This window comes from Pseudophaeobacter sp. EL27 (assembly GCF_900313025.1).
Taxonomy (GTDB): Bacteria; Pseudomonadota; Alphaproteobacteria; order Rhodobacterales; family Rhodobacteraceae; genus Pseudophaeobacter.
The window spans coordinates 1-18,397 of record NZ_OMPQ01000012.1 but is presented as its reverse complement, the minus strand read 5'-3'; the positions used below and the strand labels follow the sequence as shown (position 1 = coordinate 18,397).

Genomic DNA, 18,397 nt, shown 5'->3' with positions numbered 1-18,397 from the left:
AATGTCAGGATCCATTCAAGATACCTTCTTTGAGGAGTGCGAAGAACTCCTTGAAGCGACGGATGAGGGTCTGAGTGCCATCGAAGGAGGCGATCACGACCCAGAGGTTGTCAATGCGGTCTTCCGCGCAGTTCACTCGATCAAGGGTGGCGCGGGCGCATTTGGCTTGGACGAGTTGGTGGCTTTTGCCCACAGATTTGAGACAGTTTTTGATGAAGTCCGTGCCAATCGGATGGAACTCGACGAGCCGCTGATTCAGCTCTTGTTGCGCTCCTGTGATCATCTTTACAGCCTGGTTGCGGTCGCCCGTGACGGTGGTGAGACAGATCAAGCACATCACAACATGCTGATCGAAGCGCTGGACAAGTACATTCCTGAAGAGGAAGAAGATCTGACCTTTGAGCCCATGGGGCTTGGTGGTCCGATGGATATAAGTGCGATTGATATCCCTGAGGTTGCGACCGAAGAGACCTATCAGATCCACTTCCGTCCTCTCAAGGATATGTACAGCACCGGCAACGAACCTATCTTTTTGTTCCAAGCTCTTAAAGAGATGGGGACACTGGACATCGAACTGGATGTCATGGAGCTGCCCGGATTTGACAGCATTGACCCAGAAGAAAGCTATCTGAGCTGGAATCTGAAGCTTGTCACCTCCGAAGCACGCTCCACAGTGGAAGCTGTTTTTGAATTTGTTGAAGGCCTCTGTGAACTTTCAATCGAAGGTGCCGGTGACGCAGAAGCGGATGCTGCAGCCCTTGCTGCGCTTGACGCGGCTTTTGGTGGCGCGCCAGCAGCAGAGCCGACGCCTGTAGTGGAGCCCCCAGCCATGGTTGAAGAGACCCCCACAGCCCCTTTTGAACAGCCGGCCCCCGCACCAACACCGGAGGTAAAACCGGAAGCATCCGGCACTAAGCCTGCGGCCCCAAAAGCCGAGAATGCGAAATCTGAGCAGCGTGGGCCAAATCCAACTCTGCGGGTGGATCTCGAGCGGGTGGACCGGCTTATCAACGCTGTTGGGGAGCTGATCATTAACCACTCGATGCTGGCACAGCAAATTGCCAATCTCGATGTGGCCGATGTGCGGGACGTTGAAACCGAACTGGAGGGCTTTAAGAATCTGGCCCGTGATATCCAGGAAGGCGTGATGTCCATTCGAGCGCAGCCCGTAAAGCCGCTGTTTCAGCGGATGGCACGGATCGTGCGCGAAGCCTCCAGCGCCACAGGCAAAACCTGTAAGCTGGTGACCGAGGGTGAAAACACCGAAGTCGACAAGACGGTGATTGAACGCCTGGCTGACCCGCTGACGCATATCCTGCGGAACGCGGTCGATCACGGCATTGAAAAACCCGAAGATCGTGAAGGTGCCAACAAGGAGCGGGTCGGCGAGATTCGTCTCACGGCATCGCATCGCTCTGGTTCGGTCTGTATCGAAGTCAAAGATGACGGCGCAGGGGTCAATCGCCCGCGTGTGAAACAGATTGCCATCGAAAAGGGCCTGATCCCAGAAAATGCCGAGCTGACAGACAGTGAGATCGACAACCTTCTGTTTGCTCCGGGCTTTTCTACTGCCAAAGAGGTTTCCAACCTCTCCGGTCGTGGCGTTGGCATGGATGTGGTGAAAAATGCGGTGACTGGCCTTGGTGGTCGGATCAACATCACCTCGACGCCTGGCAAAGGATCTACCTTCACAATTATTCTGCCCCTCACCCTTGCGGTTATGGACGGTATGGTTGTTTCGGTCGCAGATCAGACAATGGTGGTTCCGATCACCTCGATTGTCGAAACCATGCGCGGCAACGATGACATGATCAACAACCTCGGCGCAGATGGCACATTGCTATCAATCCGCGGCAGCTTTGTTCCGATCTGTGATGTCGCCGGTGCCTTGGGCCTTGAAAAGAAAGATGACCAACCTCCCGGCGTTTACCTCCTGGTAGAAACCGAAACCGGACAACGCAGCGCCCTGGCAGTGGATGACATCCACGACCAACGTCAGGTCGTGATCAAAAGTCTGGACGGTGTCTGCGGAGAAATTGCCGGCGTCGCAGCCGCAACCATCCTGGGAGACGGCAAGATCGCGATGATCCTTGACCCTGAAAGCATCCTGGCAGCCTCGCCTGCGACAGGCGCCTTTGATACCGAGCGGAGAATGAGCAATGCAAGCTGAAGTAAAAAGTAACGACCAAGAAGTTAAGCACGCTCAGTTTAGCGAGTTTGTCAGCTTCACCGTCGCCGGGCAGGCCTTCTGTCTGAAAATCACCCAGATCCGTGAAATCCGGCGCTGGTCCCCAGTCACCATCCTGCCCCATGCGCCTTCGGACGTTCTGGGTGTGATGAACCTGCGAGGGGCAGTGATCCCGATCTATGATCTGTCGGCCCGTTTTGGCCTGGAAACAACAGAAGCCAGCGAGCGTAACGTTGTGATCGTGGTCTCCTCTGCGGGCAAACCCGTTGGTCTTCTGGCGGAATCCGTGTCTGAGATCATTTCGATCAACCCGGAAGAGATCCAGGAAACACCGCCGGTCGATAGCCGAAATACCATGGAGTATATCCAAGGCATCATCTCGCATGATGAAACCATGGTGCGGATCATCAATCTGGATGCGGTTATCTCGGTTCCGGAGCAGGTGCTCTGATGATTGCTGCCGGCGCAATAGAATCCAACAATGATGGGTTTACCCTGACGGATCAGGATTTTGAGGCAATTGCTGATTTTGCCTACAAGCACTTCGGCTTGGCGATGTCGAGCAGCAAGAAGCCTTTGGTTTCTGCCCGGCTTGCCCGGCAATTGAGGCAGCAGAAAGTTGTCGATTTCAAAGAATATCTGGCTCGGTTGAACGGAAAAAACAGTGATCAGGAACGCAGCAAGCTGCTGTCCCTCCTGACCACAAATGTCACGCATTTTTTCCGCGAGCCGCACCACTTTGAAACGCTGCGCAGCGATGTTCTGCCTCCGCTGATCGAAAAGGCGCGCAACGGTGGGCGCGTTCGGATCTGGTCTGCAGGCTGTTCCAAAGGGCCCGAACCCTTCACGATGGCGATGATCATTCATAGCATGTGCCCCGACATTGGGCGCTATGACTTCAAGATTCTGGGCACGGATATCGACCCGCAGGTGGTTCAGTTCGCCAAAGCGGCTAAGTATCCGCAGGACGAGCTTGATCAGATCCCGCCTGAGTACCGCAGTCTGGTTCCCAAAATGGAAGCGGACGGGCGCATGCCTGAAAACCTGAGGTCGATGATCACCTTTGGGGTGTTGAATTTGATCGAACCCTTCCCCTTCAAGGGTAAGTTCGATGCAATTTTCTGCCGCAACGTGGCCATCTACTTTGACACACCAACCCAGCAAAAGGTCTGGCAAGCCTTTCAACGTAGTTTGAACCCCGGCGGATATCTGTTCATCGGCCATTCCGAACGTATGTCCGGACCAGCCGAGGCAAAACTGACGACATCTGGGATCACAACCTACATCAACACTCCCGCCGGAGGCGATGCTCCGTAAGCGAGCAACAAGAGCAACACGAGGAAAAAGACATGAGCCTTAAAGACTCCCTACGCGTCATGGTCGTCGATGATATGTCCACAAGCCGCGGTATCATTACCCAGTGTTTGGACGAACTTGGCATCAAGAACTACATGGTGGAAAACAATGGTCAATCCGCCTTTCAAAAGCTAACGACAACCCCAGTGCATCTGGTTTTGTCCGACTACAACATGCCCGGCATGGATGGTCTGGGTCTGCTGCAAGCAGTGCGGGGCAATCAGGCAACACAACGGCTTGGCTTTATTCTGGTTACCGGCAAACCAACGCCGGAAATCATTGAAGTCGGTAAAAAACTCGGATTGAACAACATCATCCGCAAACCCTTTACCGTGGCGACAATGAAACAGGCGATCGAGCAGGTCGTCGGGCGGCTGTAACCATGGATGGACAGCACGAAACTATTTCCGGTCTCAGCGCGATTTCTGCGCGAGAAATGCGACAGCTGTATTCCAAGGTTCAAACCCTGGAAGACGTGGTCCACGACATATTTGATCGTGGGACCAAGCCAACCCGGCAGGAGACTCAATCTCTGCAGGACTTCGACCTGGTCATGCAGACGCTTGCAGGGATGGCCAGTTTCTATGAACGGGTTGAATCGCAGGTTCTGGATACGGGTGAGGCTGACATTCAAGCCGCAACAGAAACAGTTACGCTGCAGAAATTGCGGGAACGTTTGCGGGAAATTGGCAGTTTTGTAGCCACCTGATATACAGGCTAAGGCCTGTAAAAGACCCAAACAAACCTCAAAGCCGTTTGAGCATTTTGCTTGAACGGCTTTTTCTCTTTCTTTGCTGCCCCAGCACGCTAGATTACCTGTAGTTTTGTTTGGTTTTCGTTGGTTTTGCTATGGTGCGGTTTTTCAAGATTCTGACAGCGGTGGTCTGTTTCACTCTTCCTCAAATCGCAGAGGCGGCGCGGGATCGGATCGCACTGGTTATCGGCATCGCCAACTACCAATATCTGCCGCCTTTGGAGAACACCCACAACGATGCCAACGGCATGGCACAAAGCCTTGAAAACATTGGTTTTGATGTCACCCTTTCGCTGGATGCGACCACTCAGGACATGGTCGGGTTGCTGGATGACTTTGCGTTCCGCTCCGAAGTGGCAGACCTTGCCCTGATCTATTTTGCCGGGCATGGGATCGAAGTACAGGGTGAAAATTTCCTCATCCCCGTGGATGCGAATGTCACCAGCAACCGTGATGTACAGCGCCAATCTGCCTCGTTGAAACAACTGTTGGCCGCGGTGGATCGTGCCCGTAAAATGCGGATTGTCATCCTCGACAGCTGCCGGGACAATCCTTTGGGTGACTCCCTCACTCTGAGCCAAGCCAATGCGTCAGACACCGCATCTAATGACACCCGTGGTGGCGGTGGTGGCATGGCTGCGGTCGATCCTGACCGTGGCACATTGGTGGCCTTTGCAGCCCGTGATGGTCAGGTGGCTCTGGATGGCAGCGGCACAAATAGCCCCTATGCACAGGCTCTGATGCAAAAAATGGCGCAACCGGGCCTGGAAATCAGCCTGATGTTCCGGCAGGTGCGCGATTTGGTTCTGGAAAAAACCGGCAACTTGCAGGAACCCCATACCTATGGATCTTTGACCGGGGTCCCCTTTTATCTCGCCTCCACTGGTTCGGAGGGCGCCGAGGCGCTGCCTGCAGGCACCTCCGACGCCTGGTCCGCAATCAAGCCTGATCAGGAACAGCAACTGCTTGCTCTGGCTGAGCAGGGCGATACACGATCAATGCTGGGGCTGGCCTATATGCGGCTCAACCCCAATGCGGGCCGATTTGACCCTGTTGCAGCCGTTGATTTCCTGCAACGTGCCGCAGATGCAGGGGCACCGGAAGCCCAGTTTGAACTGGCCAAACTTTATGAGCGCGGCACCGGCGTTGCAGCCGACCCGCAAAAGGCTTTGCAGCTGTATCAAGCTGCAGCGGGACAAAATTTTGCTGATGCAATCAACGATCTGGGCTTCCTGCATCATCAGGGCGGCCTTGGCCTGCCGGCTAATCCTCAAAAAGCCTATGGGTTTTTCCAGCGGGCCGCTGAGCTCAGACACCCACAAGCACAGTTCAATTTTGCCGCCCTCATTGACGACGGTCTGGTGCCTGGCAAAGGCCCCGAGGAGGCAGCTCATTTCCTGTATGCAGCCCTGCGCACCGGCAGCGCCGATGTCTTGGATCTACTGAGCAAACGCCCAAATATGTTCACATTGAACACCCGCAGGGCACTGCAGGACAAATTGAAAGAAAACCAGTTTTATCAAGGTTCTATTGATGGTGATTTTGGTCCCGGAACCCAGCGAGGCATTCGCCGGGCCTACGGGTTGGATGACTAGTTGGGCCATCAAAAAAGTAAAAATTTCAGGAGTTTACGCCATGGTTTCCGTTTCAAAAACAATTCTTGGCTGTGTTGCGGGCCTTTTGCTGATCATATCCTCCTCAGTGTCAGCACAGGTTACGGGAGATAGCGGCAGCTATGGTTCTGACTCAGCAAATGAAGGAACCCCAACGGGTCGATCTCCGGCAACCCAAGTCACGACCGTCCCTGAGTTATCAACGCGTATTTCGCAGATGAAGACAATGTGCAAGGCGGCCGGAAGCTATGTCGCGGATTGTCTGGCGGAGCGTCTTGCAACACTCAGTCAGGATGCCTCCGGGTTACACGGTCACAAAGAACTGAAGCAGATTTTGCGCGACACCGCAGAAGAGCTGCGTCTTTTGGTGCGTGAAAACAGCGACCGTAACGCTCCACGCGCCCGCATCAGCAGCGCTGACGGTCAGCGCTCCACCCGCCCATTGGTAGCAGTTCCTGCAAGCCGACGCCCCAGCGTGCATAGGCAGGCAATCGCTATTCTCGAAGAAGCCGAAACCCAGCTTTTACGCTCATCAACACAGTCTGCGACGCGCGCCAGTCAATACCAACAGGTGGCTGCGGCTTTGGGCTCAAACAAGGTCTTGCTGCGGTCCTGAGGAATGGACCGGATCTGCAGGAAGGCTCTTATAGGCGGCCTTCTGCGATCCAGGCATCCAGTTGACGGCGGCTGATTTCAAAATGCATGCTATCTTCACGCCGGAAACCAGCGCCCCAAACCCAGCCCTCGGCAAAGAAAAAGTCAGCCATGATCGTCAGCCCCAATTGGGTTTTCCCATCGGTAAAATTATCCAGCTGACCGTCAATATTGAGATCAACCGCCAAGCCATAGCTATGGGTGGACAGAGAATTGGTGGTGCCCCGGATACGGCGGACACAGAGCGCTCCGGCGGTATTGATACGGTTGTATAGATCCGGATCTGCCTGGCGAATGTTCTCAAACACCACTTTCAGGCTCTCGATTGCTGGGCGCAACATGCTAACCCGAATTGGCCCAACCTGTTCTGTCACCAGTTTTTCTCTCAACTCTGGGTTGGTCATCGGTTGGCAGGTATCATTCAGGGTCTCGCGTGGCCGTCCCAGTCGCTCTGTGAGGTATCGGCCACCCGTCACCTTCAAGCCGCGATTGACATTCACCCGATCGGCAATCAACACAACCTGTGCGTAGTCCAGATCCGCACCTTCGGTCTGATCCCAGATCTCGCGCTCGGCCTCAGCCGAGGAGGCCGCAGGTGCCATCTGTGCGCCACCGGCAAGCGGCAGGCGCGTGACTTCGGTCTGGAGATCCGTCAGGCGCAGTTGCAGGTCTTCGATTTGCTGGCGCAACATTTCGATTTCGATCCGTGCCGTAGAATCAACCGAGGCCCCCTGGAAGTCCTCTTCGGACAGCATCCACTTCAGGCCAATCCAGACAGCAGGTGCCAAGAGCAGCCCGATACAGACAATAATAGCTGGTAAAACCCGCATAACACCCTCAACTCATTACCTGTCCATTCAAGGCCCAGGCGGCAGGTGAGTAAAGCCCTTTGTCCAGAATTATCACATCAATTGACAAAACTCTTATTCCCATCCTGCCCATTGGCAGAACTGCGCATGTGGTATAGTCTTTTCTAGTGATGTTTTTTCAGTATAGGGGACAAGTTATGGTCCGCGACAGTATTATTGCTGCCTTTGTGTGTTCAGCACTGTTCTTGCCAGCCTCCGGGGCCCACGCCCAGGAGAGCACTGCGGGTCAGTCTGTGGAAGAGATTACCAAAATCCTGCAACAGCAAAAGACCCGCGGCTTGGTGATTGCGCCAAGCAGTGCTGCTGCTGCCGTGCCGCAGGCCTCTGATAATCAGGAAACCGCTACTGTTGCGGCTGCCAGCGCGGAATATTCCCCGGTTGAACGCCAGGCACAGATCAACCTGCAGATCTCTTTTGATTTTGACAGCGCCACACTGCGGGCAGATCAGCAGCCAAAACTGGTCAATATGTGTGCCTCGATGCAGGCGTTGCAGGGGACGGTTTTCCAGATCATCGGCCATACCGACAGCTCTGGTTCGTCCAGCTACAATGAGCGGCTCTCCTTGCTGCGCGCCCAGGAAGTCCGCCGTCATCTGATCAGCAGCTGTGGCATAGAGGAAAACATGCTCAAGGCAATCGGCATGGGAGAGGCCGCCCCCTATAACGAAGCCAATCCGCGCGCAGATGAAAACCGACGTGTAGAATTCCAGGCTCTGGGCTAACCTTATGCCATTCAACCTGGCCCCTTTGCGGCCTGAAGATGCACATCCCTCGCGGTTTTGCACAGCATGTTTTGCTGTGTTTGGACAGTTTCACGAAGTACCGGCTTTGGACAAGGATAGGCTGCGATGATCACCTCCCAGCCCAGTGATCTTTTTCAACCAGGCGATCTGCTCAACAATACTTATCGCATTGAAATGCTCCTGGGCCGGGGCGGGACGTCGAACGTCTACAAGGCGCGTTCGGAGATTTCTGGCAACCTCGTTGCCATCAAGGTTCTAAAGCAGGAGTTTTCCGGCAATGAGGACTTCACAGTCCTGATGGCCCGCGAAGAAAACATCCGTGAAATTCGCCATGATGCGGTTGTGCGCTATTCTGAAAACCACCGCACGCCAGATGGCCATATCTATCTGTTGATGGATTATATCGACGGGCCAGGCCTGGATAAAAAACTGAAACAGGGGCCGATGGAGGCCGCTGATCTTTTGATCATCTGCCGCCGGGTCGCCGAAGGCCTAAAGGCGGCCCATGCCCGCAACATCGTCCACCGCGATCTGAGCCCGGACAATATCATCCTGCGCGATGGCGATCCTGCGAAGGCGGTGATCATCGACTTTGGCATTGCCAAGGATACCAACCCTGGAGCAGAAACCATTGTGGGCAATGAATTTGCCGGCAAATACTCCTATGCAGCGCCAGAGCAACTGGCAGGCAATACCGATGCCCGTGCTGACATCTATTCGCTGGGGGCACTCTTACTGGCCAACTTCCGGGGCGCCTCTCCCTCGCTGGGGGCAAACCCCATGGAGGTGGTTGAAAACAAACAAAAGCCACTCGATACAGACGGATTGCCAGCGCCATTCAAGCAGCTGATCGAGCGGATGTGCGACCCTGATCCAAATAGCCGCCTTGGCAGTGCGGCGGATGTGCTGGCCTTTCTGGATCGCGTTGAAAGCGACCCAGAGGCTGCCACGCCCCCCCTCCCCGAACCGCCCTCAGATGAGGCGACAATCATTGTCCCAAACGCTGCGGCCCCGGCAAAAGCGACCAGCACACGCAAGAGCGAACCGACCCAAGCAGAGACATCCCGCAGTAAAGCCCCCCTCCTGGCTCTGATAGCCATTCTTGCCCTCGGCATGGCTGGCGCCGGTGCCTTCTTCTCAGGCCTGTTTGATCCCTTGTTAGGGCCTCGCTACCCGGTTGCGCAGCCCTTTACGCTGATTGTCGAAAAAACCAAAACCGGACCAAGCCGTGCCATCGGCAACATGCCCTCTGAAGACAGCCGGGATGCGCTGGTGGCACTGGTGGAACAGGCTGATATCACCCTTTCCAGCGGGGCAATTTCTGAGAGTTGGGGGGAGGATATTCTGGCCACCCTCACCCCACTATCTGATCTCCAGCGATGGCGTCTCGCGGTCAGCGACAATCAGGCCAAACTGAGCGGCATCACCAGTGATCCCGATCTGGCCGCTGCACTGAACGCCAAGTTTGAAGACGGGTTGCCTGGCGGATTGGACGGCACGGTAGAGATCACCTATCGGCTGCCGGTTCTCGCCATTTCCCAGGTGCGCGGCCTGATTGGCGGCTTTGAAGACTGTGGCCCCCTGCATGTAACGCCTGGATCGGTGGGGGGCGGCTTTGGTCCCGAGGATACAATCACCGTTACGGGCCGTCTTGCCGGGTCGGAAACCCGCGTTCGGATGTTTGATGCGCTGCGTCGCCTCGCCGGGAGCCGTAAGATTTCCTTTGAGGTTGAGATCCTGAACCCCTCACTTTGCGTCGTTGAAGGTGCGCTGCCAAACGCACCGACCGGGGAAATAGATGTCGCCTTCAGTACCGGCAATGACAATGTGCCCAACCCGTCGGGACGGTTTTTTGTCGGTGAAAACCCGGTTATCGACATAGAGTTACCAGCCACGATCAGTACGGGCTTTCTAACGGTTTCCATATTGGATGTCTCGGGTAACGTCTTTCATCTGTTACCTAATCTCTCGCGCCAGAAAAACTCGATTGCAGAGCTGCGCGGTGACACTACTGGGCCATTCTCGGTGCGCGTGGCCTATACCCTGGCAGAATCCGCTCTGAACGGCGGCCTCGCCTTCCGCGTCGATGACAGCACGCTTGGCAAAAGCCGCGTTCTGGTCCTGCACTCCTCTGAACCCTTGTTCGCCGGGCTGCGTCCCACCTCCGAAAGCGCTGTTGGTTTTGCCGAGGCTCTCAAGGAGAACAGCGCCAGGGATGCCGGGTTGATCCTATCAATGGACAGCAAGATATTGGAAACGGCCCTGCCGTAACCACCTCTGCATCTTCAAAGTGGTTTAGCCAGCACACAGTAGGAAGAAAGCCAGGCGTTTGAAGTTGCTCTAGAGCATGCCATTGCAGGTTCTTGGAGAGAGACATCGGAATTCATAGCTATGGAGAGGGTTCACAGAAGCCTCATCCAGCCAACGAAGGTGCTGATCTCCCACTAGAACAGCACCTTTTTTGTCGCACAGGTCCGGTCAGATCACATCCACGACGATGTGGGAGATATTGTCTGCTCCGCCTCCCTCCAGGGCTACTTGCAGCAGGCGATCACCAACGGTTTCCAGCGGAGTTGTCGACAGCACCTCCTGCAGAATAGGGAAGGTTGCGTATTTGGTCAGCCCGTCTGAACAGATCAGGAACCGATCGCCGGCCTCCACAACACCCCGGATCTTATCCAGCTCCAGCTCTTCGCCGACCCCAACTGCCCTGGTGATCGCATTGGCATGGGGATGTTGATCGGCTTCGTCCCAATCCATCTTGCCGGCCAGAACGTAGTCAGCCACAGCAGAGTGATCGCTGGTCAGAAGCTCGATCACGCCATCTCGCAATCGATAGAGACGGCTGTCCCCCGCCCAGAGGCCGAGGAAATGACCATTTGCCAGCACAAGAGCCACAACCGTCGCGCCGATGGTGCCCCCTCCCCGCGCCTGTGCCTCGGCCTGAATTGCCCGGTGGGCAGTCTGTATTCGATCCCGCAGCCCATGCATCCTTGCCGCCGGATCGAGTCCAAGCGGCAGTGACGCCACCGTATCCACGATCAAAGCGCTGGCATAATCACCGGCCTGATGCCCCCCCATTCCGTCAGAAACCAGCCAGATGTGGTGATCCGGCAAAGCAAGGAATGCATCCTCATTCACCTTTCGTTTCAGCCCCACATGGGTCTGCGCCACAAAACGGTAAGTCCGGACATCTGTCATATCGGCTGGGCCTCCCGCCAAATTGGTGCTGCCAGGTCAAACAACCCGGATCCCGCCCGCCCCAACGGCAAATCCACTTTGACCATCATCCGTGGTCCGCTCTCCAGATGGGTGCTCCAGACACCGCCACCGGGCACCTGTTTTGCCAGCAAAGCCCCTGCAAGATGGGTCGCAACCAAAGCATCATCACCGCCGCTACCCGTGAGGACCAGGGTCTCCCCTTCGTGCCGCAGCGGCACCGAGGCCCGTAAACCTGGGACCTCTATGGCCTGAAGGTCTTCTTCAAGCCGCGATTTCGTCATGCCGTTTTCAAGCGTCGAGAGGGCAATTTCTTCCAGGTTTTCGAACAGCGCACCTTCGCGCAAATGGTCCAAGGCCGGGGGGCCAGGAGTGTCCAAAGGCAGCACCAGGGTCAGCGGGAAGCGACGTCCCACACGATCCACCGAAGGCATCAGAACCCCCATGATCTTGCTAGGACCAGCCAGGCCAGCCGCCAGGGTAAACCGCCAGAGCGGCGCCGACATGTAGTGGGTGTCAAAACCGGCCCCATATTGGGCCTGCCCTTCCATCAGCAACTGCTGCAGCCAGTTGTCCCAGACCCGCACAAAGCCGCCAGACACGTTGAGCCGAAAGAAATCTCCGACGTCGGGCATCTTGCCAAAAGCTCCAAACCCCGCTGCCATTACATCGACTTCGGGCAGCGGAATTTTGCCATGGCAGGCAAGGCAAAGGGGTTCACCACCGATCCCGATTGCAGCTCAAACAGCGCCAGTCGGCCACCTACGCGAAAGTTCACCCGGCGCCGATCGCTGACATTGGTGCGCCGCACTTCTGCTGCATCAAGCAGCCGGAACCAGGCCCAGGGCCCGTCGCGCGACATTGTGTTTTCATTGCCGCGCCGCTGCGGCAGCAGAGTGATCCGCGCCAGGCCGACTGATCCTGGCCACCTCACAGAAACTGGCGTGGGCTGCCCCATCCGGTGATTGTAGCTGACCTTTGTGCCATCAATTTCCAACAACACTTCCTTGGCCTTGGGGTCTAGCGCCTTAGGTGTGATCTGGAATTGCACCAAAGGAGTGGCTGCACCATTAAAGAAGGCATCCCGGATTTCAGCCGCATATTGCATCTGCTGCAACACTGCCTGACTGATCCCCAGATCAACGTCATTCACCCGTTTCCAGGTCCATGGGCGACTGCGCGTATCCACATATTTGAGCAGGTTCTCATCAAAAAAACCGTCGATCAGCCCACCCGGCGCAAAGAGTTTTGCAAAATCCGCCATCGCCACATCGGCGCGGGCACGGCGATTGAACGGATATCGGTTGTCCAGCGCCTTTTGGCAAAAGGGCAATACCGCAGATTGCCAACGCGCATTGATCGATGCCCGCGTTCCCTCAGATGTAATACCCGAGGAGCCTGACGAAATCTGGGTTGCCCAACGTTGGATAGGCCCATCAATCCGCGAGGCTGTCTGCTGGAACTGCAACAAGGCCTGACCGCTCTCACCCGAGGCGACGCCGCTGAACGACATCTTGTTCAGCTCTTGGTAAACCAGCTGCAAAGAGCCCATCAGATCGTCCAGACGCGAGGGCTGCCCTTCCAGGCGGACCACCAAATCATGCAGCCATTGAAAGCGTTCCTGAACATAGGATCCCGGCGGCTTGGGGGCCTCTCCCGGCGCATTGGCGGCAGAGCTGATCAAAGCCTCAAGCAGGATCTGTCCTTGAATGGACAGGCCAGAGCGGGTCTCGATGCCAACAACCTGCGAAACACCTTCGTTCAGAGAGGCAGAATCCAGAGCTGAACGGTTCTCGGCCAGGCGGGTTTCGCGGCTGATTTCGGTCAGGATATTCATGATCGGGGAGGTTGGACCCGAGAGAACATTTGTCACCTCAACCGCATGGCTGAGCGATTCCAGCGGAACAATGTCCACATCCCCCAAAACCTGATCGTAGCGGCTGATATAGTCGTTGTAGTAGAGATCCAGCACATCGCGGCTGAGTGCCAAAAGCGCCGATTCGCTCTGGCCATCCCCGGCGCGCTCGCCCAGCACCCAAGCCTCGTTCTGGACCCGTTCGGAAACGCTGACGGCCTCAGGCAGGAACACGTTGTTAAAGCCATCATAGGTAAAGATACCCTCGACGCCTTCGTTCAGCGGCTTGCCGGAACTGCGCACTAAAACCCGTTTGACCGAGGGGCCACCAATCTCCGTCAACCGCCACTTCGGCAGGCTGGTTGCCTGATTGGAGTTGACGATACCGTTGTAGACCCGCTGCGCCAGCGGCATCTCCGACAGGATATTCTGCGCCTGCTCCACCAAAGGGCCATTGAGGGCAATTTCTTCCATCGGCTGCGACAGCAGCGCCGACATGTGATCCATCAGGTCACTGCGCAACTGCGCGCGCGCGGCGCCGGGATAGGCCACCAACTCCCAGTCCAGCCGCATCCATTCCTTGACCAGATCCGGGTTCATTGGCCCCTGCAGACCCAGCATCAGATAGATTTTCAGCGCTTCATACAGCACATCCGGATTGTTCACATTGCCTTCGATCTGCTCTTCCAAACGGACCAGAAGCCGCGGCAGCAGGCGTTGATTGAGCGCTGCACGGTAGGTCTGCGCTGTTTGGGTGCCGATCACCTCGCCCTGATACAGCCCATAGGTCATCGCGCGCTCGGGCTTTGGATCTGCCAGCACCGGATTGCCCGGCATATCGCGCAACAGATTGAGCGCCTCTGCCACCGGCACCAAATCCGTATCACCAACCGGGCTTGGCGGCAGGGTTGCGGCTCTGGCCTGATAATCGACCACCTTTGCTTCAGCCGTGCGAATAAACTCAGCGTTTTGAAAATAGGAATTCACCCAAATTCCGCCCATGGCCGCAGCCACCAAAACCGTTGCTGTGATGGCCAGACGCCGCGTCCAGCGATAACGTCGCTCGACCTTATCATCAGCGGACACCAGGCCCGCCTCAGGGAACAACACGCCCTCAAACAGTCGGGTCAAAAAGAACGAGCGCCCAGTTCCCTGCCCGGTACCGATCGCCTGTCGGCCAATGCCAAAGGTCTGCGCCATGCCCAGCATCAGCCGGTCAATGGGCGTCCCCTCCTGGGTGCCAGATGTGAAATAGACACCGCGCAGCATCTGACGTTGCTCATAGCGGTTGTCCTGAAAGACCTCGGTTAGAAACTCCTTGGCCACAGCCCGCATCGAGGCCACCTGTGAGGGGAACCCCGCCACCAACGCCCGGCGTTGGTGATCGGTCTCATTCTGCATTTTTTCCAAGAGTTGGGCGTTCATCTGGCCCAGCAGCCCGGCAAACTCATCGTCGAAATGTTCAATCCCTGCAGGGTCTTTTTTGCTTTTGATCAGAGGCAGGGTAAAGCCCCAGACCTGCTCGCGTTCCTCCTTGCCCAGGGCGTCAAAATACTCCTGAAAACCCGCGATCAGATCCGCCTTAGTGAACAGAACATAGACCGGGAACCGCACGCCAAGCCGCTCGCGCAGCTCGGACAGGCGCCTGCGCACCGCTTGGGCATGGGATTTCTGCGTTACCTCGTCCTGAAGCGACAGATCCGACAGCGAGATCGCCACCAGAGCGCCGTTGATCGGCTGGCGTTTACGGTACTTTTTCAAGAGCCCCAAAAAGCCGAGCCAGGCGGCATTATCTGCCTCAGCGTCACTTTCCTGAGTGGTGTAGCGCCCAGCTGTGTCGATCAGCACCGCCTCATTGGTAAACCACCAATCGCAGTTGCGCGTGCCGCCCACCCCGCCAATTGCCGCCTTGCCCAGCTTGTCCGCCAGCGGAAACTGCAGGCCGGAATTGACAATTGCCGTGGTTTTCCCGGATCCGGGCGGGCCGATGATCACATACCAGGGCAGCACATTCAGGTGTCGCCGCCCGTTTTTGGATTTACGCAGCTCTGTCATGGCCTGTTTGAATTTGCCACGCAGCTCGCCGATTTCCTCCAGCATCACATCGTCATCATCAACGATATCCACCGCCTCAACCATGTCATCAGCCATCGCCCGGTCGCGACGGCGACGCAGCCAGAACACCAGCCCTATGATGAAAAGGATAACGATCCAGATCACCGCAATGGTGATCACCCGCGCCTGGATACTGTCAAAGGGACGCCATTCTGCGCCGCCAATATAGGGCGCAAAGAACCAGGTGCAGGCCGAAAGCGCAATCGCCAGAAGGATCAGCGCCGAATAAAGCGATCTAAACAGGGGCAAAAGATAGCGGCGGATCATTGGTCAACCTCCTGCACCAGCAAGATCTCGATACGGCGGTTCTTGGCCCGCCCGGCTTTGGTGCCGTTGTCGGCAATCGGCTCTTTCTCGGCACGTCCCTCGGCAGAAAGACGATCAGGGTTGTCAAAGACCCGGGCCATGCCCGTCATCACCGATTTGGCCCGCGCCAGTGACAGCGCCATATTGGAAGGAAAGCGCGAGGACCGGATCGGGATATTGTCCGAGTGACCCGCGACAATGATCTGTCCTTTTTCGCCGTTCAGCGCCTCGGCAACCCGGGCCACCGGCGTTTTGAAGGCTTTGCTCAGCTGGTCAGAGCCAGAGCCAAACATCCCCGAACCTGCGAGGCGAATGATCAGCGTATTGCCCTTCTGGAAAACCTGAACGATGCCCTCTGCAATCTCCGGCTCCAGAAAACCCGCGACCTTTGCCACCTGTTCTTCGAGCGTCTGAATAGGAGGCGGCGGCGGAGGGGGCGGGGCTCGGCGTTCCAACTCGACCCGTGGCCCTGCATCCACGATACTCAACTGGCCCACTACATTTCCGGTCTGGTTGGACAGGGCCCAACTCAGCCCCAGAAACTGCGCCACCAGCAAGACAGATGTAACCACCAGGGCGATCCAGACCAGACGCCAGGCAGACAAAACCTTGAAAGGCTTGATCACCCCTTCCCAATGCGGCGACAAATCCCGCTCGATCGGGCCGCGCTGATTGCGCAGAATACGGGCCAAGGCGGCTCGAATTTGCAGGTGCTTTTCCGGACCGCCTTGCTCAATGCGCAAGCGGCCTTCAAATCCCAACGACATGCACATGTAGAGAAACTCCAGCATGTCGATATTGGCGCCGGGTTCCTTTTCCAGCCGCGCCAAAAGATCGTAAAACCGGTCACCGCCAACAGTTTCGCGATGAAAAGTCCCCACCATGGACTGTAGCCCCCAGCTGGACTGCCCGCCCCAGGGCGTGTTCAGCACCACGTCATCCAAAGTCGCGCAAAGTGCATAACGGGCTACTTTTACCGTCTGCGCTGCAATTCCTGTCTGCAAGGCGCGGTTTTCAAAGGCGCGCACCTCGGCCACCACGTTTTTGCGCAACCCATCCGGATCCATATGCTGTGCCCGGTTGCGAATGCGGCTGATCAGGGCAAACAGGGTCGAGGCACAGGCCGCCAGAGGGTTCATCCCCGTCAGCGCAATGGGTGTTGCTTTGCCAGTGGCGGCGCCGGCAGATTGGCTGCTTTGGGCTGTGGCGGCCTGGGGCACACCAAAGGCATCCTCACCCGCACCCCCAGCACTCTCTGGACCACCGCCGGAAGCTGGCGCCGCAACAGGAGAGGGCTGCGCAGTTGCAGGTCGGCGTCCACCGGGATTGGGGCGGATCACCGTTTTATCGGTATCACCCGGTTCCGCAAAGGGGTCGTCATAATCACCCATGTTCTTTTACCCACTCACCAAATTACCTAAACCCCCCACCGCAGCGGAGAATTCATAAACCTGCTTGCCTCAACTGTTGCGGATGGCCCAAAGCTCCATCTTCAGCCCCGGATACTGCCCGGAGACATGCACAGCCACGCCGCCAGAGGTGGTCATCTTGCGCCAATAGGGGCTATCGGCATCCATCTCAAAATAGACCACACCGGAATGATAGGGGATCTGACGCGGAGCAACTGGCAGGGGCCGCAAGGTGATCCCCGGCAGGGCCGAGTTGACCAGCTGGCGAATTTCCTCAACCGGGCCGATCTTGGCCTGGCCCGCAAAATGGCGCCGCACGTCTTCGGCCGGTAGATCGGCGCTCACCGCCAAGACAAACCCTGCATTGCCCAGCAATTTGCGATCCGCAATTACCCCAACCGAGATGCCGTATTTGCGCTCTTCCAGTTTGATCGCAATCGCTGTCTGTTCCAGCACCGAGCTGAGATACTGCCGCAACACCCGAATGAGCGGCGCAAAACACCCCATCAGATCATCATGGGTATAAGAGGGCAGCTCTGGCGCTTGTTTATTCGTCGCCATATAGCCCGACAGCTCACCCGCCAGCCCGGCACAGAGCATATACAGACGTTCCGGATGCAGATTTTCGATCTGACGCAGATGCCGGATCATCGGTAACATCCGGTTCACCACCGAAAGCAGCATAAAGTCAGAGACATCCGCTACGCCACGGGCCGTTCCTGCCTCGGCCAAACGACCTGACAGTGCCTCCATGCGGTGCGCCAGCAACCCTTCGAGTTCACGCAGGAAATCGCGCAGCACCGAGGCCGCGCGCGCATCCAGGCAGGAGGGGATAAAGGCCTGATCCAGCACGATCTCTTTGTCTGATCGCACCTCGATGATACGCGCCACCGGGATCGCCAGCAGATCCGCCATATCGTCAACACCAAGGGCAAACTGCAGGCGCATCTTACCAACATTCAGCGGCACCGGCTTGCGCTCGGTGCTGGTGACATCCGTGACCTCCTGGCTTTCGGGGCGCAACCGGCTGGCTGAACGTTCAGCGCCGCTCAGATCCACCTCGACGGCGCCCTGACGGCGCTGCGGCACGGTCAGATAGACAACGCAGTCCTTGATGGTGGTCGGCACCTCCAGTGCCGGGGGATGCGGGTCGGCCATAGGCACCCGAAAAATACAGCCATCCTGAGTCAAGCCCTCACAGGATTTGAGCGCAAACTGGCCAATTTTTAACGCCTCGTGGTCAATCTCCAAGGCATTGACCCCCCAGGCATAGGGACCAAGACGACGGGCCAGGCCTGTCACCAGGCCTTCGGTAT

The 18,397-nt window shown here is 56.9% G+C and carries 15 protein-coding genes; 9 read left to right on the top strand and 6 right to left on the bottom strand.

Annotated elements, in window-relative coordinates:
* Position 1: 1 nt before the first annotated feature.
* The 7 genes from ED661_RS14765 to ED661_RS21960 all read left to right on the top strand — a co-directional run bounded on the left by ED661_RS14765 (position 2) and on the right by ED661_RS21960 (position 6,527).
* Positions 2 to 2,170 carry a chemotaxis protein CheA gene (locus tag ED661_RS14765; protein ID WP_122074697.1) on the top strand — a complete coding sequence of 723 codons (2,169 nt, stop codon included), beginning with the start codon at positions 2 to 4 and terminating at the stop codon, positions 2,168 to 2,170.
* Entirely contained in the window at positions 2,160 to 2,639 is a 480-nt protein-coding gene (locus ED661_RS14760) for a chemotaxis protein CheW (RefSeq protein WP_054462171.1), read from the top strand. Before ED661_RS14765 ends, ED661_RS14760 begins: the two co-directional genes overlap by 11 nt.
* Entirely contained in the window at positions 2,639 to 3,505 is an 867-nt protein-coding gene (locus tag ED661_RS14755) for a protein-glutamate O-methyltransferase CheR (protein ID WP_122074696.1), read from the top strand. Before ED661_RS14760 ends, ED661_RS14755 begins: the two co-directional genes overlap by 1 nt.
* Positions 3,506 to 3,537: 32 nt before the next feature.
* Positions 3,538 to 3,924, top strand: a complete 387-nt coding sequence (locus tag ED661_RS14750; protein WP_122074695.1) for a response regulator — start codon at positions 3,538 to 3,540, stop codon at positions 3,922 to 3,924.
* A 2-nt stretch (positions 3,925 to 3,926) separates the two neighbouring features.
* Positions 3,927 to 4,253: a hypothetical protein gene (locus ED661_RS14745; RefSeq protein WP_122074694.1), complete on the top strand. Its 327-nt coding sequence runs from the start codon at positions 3,927 to 3,929 to the stop codon at positions 4,251 to 4,253.
* 140 nt (positions 4,254 to 4,393) lie between these two features.
* Positions 4,394 to 5,893: a caspase family protein gene (locus tag ED661_RS14740; protein WP_122074764.1), complete on the top strand. Its 1,500-nt coding sequence runs from the start codon at positions 4,394 to 4,396 to the stop codon at positions 5,891 to 5,893.
* Positions 5,886 to 6,527, top strand: a complete 642-nt coding sequence (locus tag ED661_RS21960) for a hypothetical protein (protein WP_162930138.1) — start codon at positions 5,886 to 5,888, stop codon at positions 6,525 to 6,527. The genes ED661_RS14740 and ED661_RS21960 overlap by 8 nt, the downstream gene beginning before the upstream one ends.
* Before the next feature lie 28 nt (positions 6,528 to 6,555).
* On the opposite strand, the gene ED661_RS14730 is transcribed toward ED661_RS21960, so the two are convergent.
* Complete coding sequence (locus ED661_RS14730; protein WP_122074692.1) at positions 6,556 to 7,395, bottom strand: M15 family metallopeptidase; 840 nt, start codon at positions 7,393 to 7,395, stop codon at positions 6,556 to 6,558.
* Between the two features lie 176 nt (positions 7,396 to 7,571).
* Here ED661_RS14730 and ED661_RS14725 point away from each other — a divergent pair, with 176 nt between their 5' ends.
* On the top strand, positions 7,572 to 8,156 hold the full coding sequence (locus ED661_RS14725; protein ID WP_122074691.1) for an OmpA family protein: 585 nt from the start codon (positions 7,572 to 7,574) through the stop codon (positions 8,154 to 8,156).
* 126 nt (positions 8,157 to 8,282) lie between these two features.
* On the top strand, positions 8,283 to 10,448 hold the full coding sequence (locus tag ED661_RS14720; RefSeq protein ID WP_122074690.1) for a serine/threonine-protein kinase: 2,166 nt from the start codon (positions 8,283 to 8,285) through the stop codon (positions 10,446 to 10,448).
* A 207-nt stretch (positions 10,449 to 10,655) separates the two neighbouring features.
* Here the strand turns inward: ED661_RS14720 and ED661_RS14715 are convergent, their stop codons facing one another.
* From ED661_RS14715 to tssK, 5 genes are all read right to left on the bottom strand, one after another.
* Complete coding sequence (locus ED661_RS14715; protein WP_122074689.1) at positions 10,656 to 11,378, bottom strand: PP2C family serine/threonine-protein phosphatase; 723 nt, start codon at positions 11,376 to 11,378, stop codon at positions 10,656 to 10,658.
* Positions 11,375 to 12,061, bottom strand: a complete 687-nt coding sequence (gene tagF, locus ED661_RS14710) for a type VI secretion system-associated protein TagF (RefSeq protein WP_122074688.1) — start codon at positions 12,059 to 12,061, stop codon at positions 11,375 to 11,377. The genes ED661_RS14715 and tagF overlap by 4 nt, the downstream gene beginning before the upstream one ends.
* Positions 12,061 to 15,633, bottom strand: a complete 3,573-nt coding sequence (tssM, locus tag ED661_RS14705) for a type VI secretion system membrane subunit TssM (RefSeq protein WP_122074687.1) — start codon at positions 15,631 to 15,633, stop codon at positions 12,061 to 12,063. The genes tagF and tssM overlap by 1 nt, the downstream gene beginning before the upstream one ends.
* Positions 15,630 to 17,063 carry a type VI secretion system protein TssL, long form gene (gene tssL / locus ED661_RS14700; RefSeq protein WP_122074686.1) on the bottom strand — a complete coding sequence of 478 codons (1,434 nt, stop codon included), beginning with the start codon at positions 17,061 to 17,063 and terminating at the stop codon, positions 15,630 to 15,632. Before tssL ends, tssM begins: the two co-directional genes overlap by 4 nt.
* A gap of 69 nt (positions 17,064 to 17,132) precedes the next feature.
* Positions 17,133 to 18,397: type VI secretion system baseplate subunit TssK (tssK, locus tag ED661_RS14695; protein ID WP_254054851.1), on the bottom strand; the 1,265-nt coding region annotated here is incomplete at its 5' end.